The organism is Pseudomonas frederiksbergensis (genome assembly GCF_017114915.1).
GTDB lineage: Bacteria > Pseudomonadota > Gammaproteobacteria > Pseudomonadales > Pseudomonadaceae > Aquipseudomonas > Aquipseudomonas frederiksbergensis_I.
Genome location: NZ_JAAUOE010000091.1, coordinates 1 through 3,552, shown reverse-complemented (window position 1 = coordinate 3,552; position 3,552 = coordinate 1). Strand labels below are relative to the sequence as shown.

3 protein-coding genes are annotated in these 3,552 nt (G+C 57.0%); 1 reads left to right on the top strand and 2 read right to left on the bottom strand.

Going from position 1 to position 3,552, the window contains the following annotated elements; genetic code table 11:
- Window positions 1-307: 307 nt before the first annotated feature.
- Both HCU66_RS26785 and HCU66_RS26780 read right to left on the bottom strand, forming a co-directional pair.
- Window positions 308-580, bottom strand: coding sequence for a hypothetical protein (locus HCU66_RS26785; RefSeq protein ID WP_205891362.1), 273 nt, complete (start codon window positions 578-580; stop codon window positions 308-310).
- A 187-nt stretch (window positions 581-767) separates the two neighbouring features.
- The gene (locus HCU66_RS26780; protein ID WP_205891361.1) at window positions 768-1,031 is read right to left on the bottom strand and encodes a DUF2790 domain-containing protein; all 264 of its coding nucleotides are present in this window, start codon (window positions 1,029-1,031) and stop codon (window positions 768-770) included.
- A 468-nt stretch (window positions 1,032-1,499) separates the two neighbouring features.
- Here HCU66_RS26780 and acs point away from each other — a divergent pair, with 468 nt between their 5' ends.
- Window positions 1,500-3,455: an acetate--CoA ligase gene (gene acs, locus HCU66_RS26775; protein ID WP_205891360.1), complete on the top strand. Its 1,956-nt coding sequence runs from the start codon at window positions 1,500-1,502 to the stop codon at window positions 3,453-3,455.
- The last annotated feature ends 97 nt before the right edge of the window (window positions 3,456-3,552 follow it).

Here is a 3,552-nt window from a genome sequence, read left to right as displayed (position 1 = left end):
TTTGGCGGAGGAAGTTTTTTTTTTTGTCTTTTTTGGCTGGTTTTTGACGGTGAAGGCTGGGTGTTTGCGTTGATGTGGTCTGTTGTTGTGTTGCAAGCCAGGTGGGGCGGGGCTTTCAGGGGAGGGGGAGCGTTTTTGTGGGCGGGATTGTGTGCAGTTTTTGGCTGAAAATGTTCTTGAAACGTGTTGCTCAAAAAACAACCAAAAACGGCGTTTTTTACTATATGTAGTGGTTTTGGTCGATTTTTGACCACTTCAGACACAACTAAGCCCGACCGAAGTCGGGCTGTGAGGTCGCGTTTAGTTTTCAGCTGAAACGAGCTGCACCTACGTGGTCAGAACCGTCGGCAGCGACTTTGGCTGCGCCAGTGTGATCAGAACCATCAGCAGCAACCTTGGCTGCGCCAGTGCGATCAAAACCATCAGAAGCGAAAGACGCCGAACCGGTGTGGTCGTAACCGTCAGAAGCGACAGCTGCGTCGTTGAAAGCAGCCGAACCAGTGCGGTCGTAGCCGTCGGCGGCGAAGGTGTTGGCGGCCAGGACGGAGAGGGTCAGGGCGAGGATCAGTTTGGTTTTCATGGTAGTGGCTCCAGGTTCGTTGGCGTTGTGTGCCTTGGGTGTGGAATTCATCCTACGCCAACTAATTTGATTAAAAAGCGCAAATAAATGCTTAAAGCAATCGTATTTGTCGATGTGATGCTCGGCGCTTCACCTGCCTTTAAAGTGGGCGGGTGGGTTGAGCCTTGATAAATAAGAGTGGGGCGGATCAGCCGTTAGAACAGCCGTTACCCATGACGCTGTAGCGCAGAATATGCCGCTGGCCTTTGGAGTCGTCGTACACCATTTTGGCCGGAACCACTTCGCAGACATTCGGGATTTCGCTCATCGATATGACTTTGGCGATGTCCAGGTGGGTGGAGTTGGTGTATTCCTCAATGGCGGGTTGTTGCTGTGCAACATCAGTCGGGACCTCATCCGCCATGGCGGTTGCGCACAGACTGCTGAGGGCCAGAACCAATAAAGCTTTCATTTCAAATTTACCTTTCTGAGGTCGAATGGGGTCACGCAATCTTTTTGGGATTGCGTGTGGAGCTTTAATAATGGGATTTGGATTAACTGCCTTCGTGGGGGCTGCAACTGGGTTAATCACGTTGCCGTGTTGGCGAGGCTGATTTTAGGCCTGGGGGTGGCGTGCATATAGCCGTGCTTTTGATAAACACCTTTGGCAGATTTGGTAACAATCCCCAAGAGTTCGCCCGGTATCTACTGCGCAGAATCTGCCGAAGATTGCGATCATTCGACTAAAAATGCCGAAGATCAAAAGATCGCAGCCTCCGGCGGCTCCTACGAAGCCCCGGAATAGCCGGGTTTGAGCGCCTCGTCGCGGTATAGCCACATTTTGTAGGGGCTTGTTACTACCATCGTCGAATGGTTCTATAGGCCCGCCCCGGCTACAACTGGGCCATACAAAAACAACTATTCCACCGAGGTAAGAAAGATGAGTGCGGCTTCTTTGTATCCCGTTCGTCCCGAGGTAGCAGCCAATACGCTGACTGACGAGGCCACCTATAAGGCCATGTACCAGCAGTCGGTCGTCAACCCGGACGGCTTCTGGCGCGAACAAGCCAAGCGCCTCGACTGGATCAAGCCTTTCACCACGGTGAAGCAGACGTCCTTCGACGATCACCATGTCGACATCAAATGGTTCGCCGACGGTACGCTGAACGTTTCCTACAACTGCCTCGACCGTCATCTGGCCGAGCGCGGTGATCAAATCGCGATTATTTGGGAAGGGGATGACCCTGCCGAAAGCCGCAACATCACCTACCGCGAGCTGCACGAACAAGTCTGCAAGTTCGCCAACGCCTTGCGCGGCCAGGATGTGCATCGCGGCGACGTGGTGACGATCTATATGCCGATGATCCCCGAAGCCGTGGTCGCCATGCTGGCCTGTGCCCGGATCGGCGCGATTCACTCGGTGGTGTTCGGCGGTTTCTCGCCGGAAGCCCTGGCCGGTCGCATCATCGACTGCCGCTCGAAAGTGGTGATCACCGCCGACGAAGGCATTCGTGCCGGCAAGAAGATCTCGCTCAAGTCCAACGTCGACGACGCGCTGACCAACCCGGAAACCCACAGCATCCAGAAAGTCATCGTGTGCAAGCGCACCGGCGGCGACATCAAGTGGAACCAGCATCGCGACATCTGGTACGAAGACCTGATGAAAGTGGCGGGCACCGTCTGTGCGCCGAAAGAGATGGGCGCCGAAGAAGCGCTGTTCATCCTTTATACCTCCGGCTCCACTGGCAAGCCGAAGGGCGTGCAGCACACCACTGGCGGTTATTTGCTGTACGCGGCAATGACCCATGAGCGGGTGTTCGACTACCGCCCGGGCGAAATCTACTGGTGCACCGCCGACGTCGGCTGGGTCACCGGCCATTCTTATATCGTCTACGGCCCGCTGGCCAACGGCGCGACCACGCTGCTGTTCGAAGGCGTGCCGAACTATCCGGACATCACCCGGGTGTCGAAGATCGTCGACAAGCACAAGGTCAACATTCTCTACACCGCGCCGACCGCAATCCGCGCGATGATGGCGTCGGGCACCGCCGCTGTTGAGGGCGCTGACGGCAGCAGCCTGCGTCTGCTGGGTTCGGTCGGTGAGCCGATCAACCCGGAAGCGTGGGATTGGTACTACAAGAATGTCGGCCAATCCCGTTGCCCGATCGTCGACACCTGGTGGCAGACCGAAACCGGCGGCAACATGATGAGCCCGTTGCCGGGTGCGCATGGCCTCAAGCCTGGCTCCGCGGCGCGGCCGTTCTTCGGCGTGGTGCCGGCGCTGGTGGATAACCTGGGTAACATCATCGAGGGCGTTGCCGAGGGCAACCTGGTGATTCTCGATTCGTGGCCAGGCCAGGCGCGCACGCTGTATGGCGACCATGATCGCTTCGTCGACACCTACTTCAAGACCTTCCGTGGCATGTACTTCACCGGTGACGGTGCCCGTCGTGATGAGGACGGTTACTACTGGATCACCGGTCGTGTGGATGACGTGCTCAACGTTTCCGGGCACCGCATGGGCACCGCCGAGATCGAAAGCGCGATGGTCGCTCACCCTAAAGTCGCCGAAGCGGCGGTGGTCGGTGTGCCGCATGACATCAAGGGGCAGGGCATTTATGTCTACGTCACGTTGAATGCCGGCGAAGAGACGAGCGAGCAACTGCGCCTGGAGCTGAAGAACTGGGTGCGTAAAGAGATCGGCCCGATTGCCTCGCCGGACGTCATTCAGTGGGCGCCGGGCCTGCCGAAAACCCGTTCGGGCAAGATCATGCGCCGGATTCTGCGCAAGATTGCTACGGCGGAATACGACGGGTTGGGCGATATCTCCACCCTGGCCGATCCGGGTGTGGTGCAGCATTTGATTGATACGCACAAGACCATGAATGTTGCGTAAGTAGCATTCGGAGTCATCGAAGCCCTGCCAGGTGTTGAGCCTGGTGGGGCTTTTTGTTGTTGAAGATGATCGTTCCCACGCTCCGCGTGGGAACGAT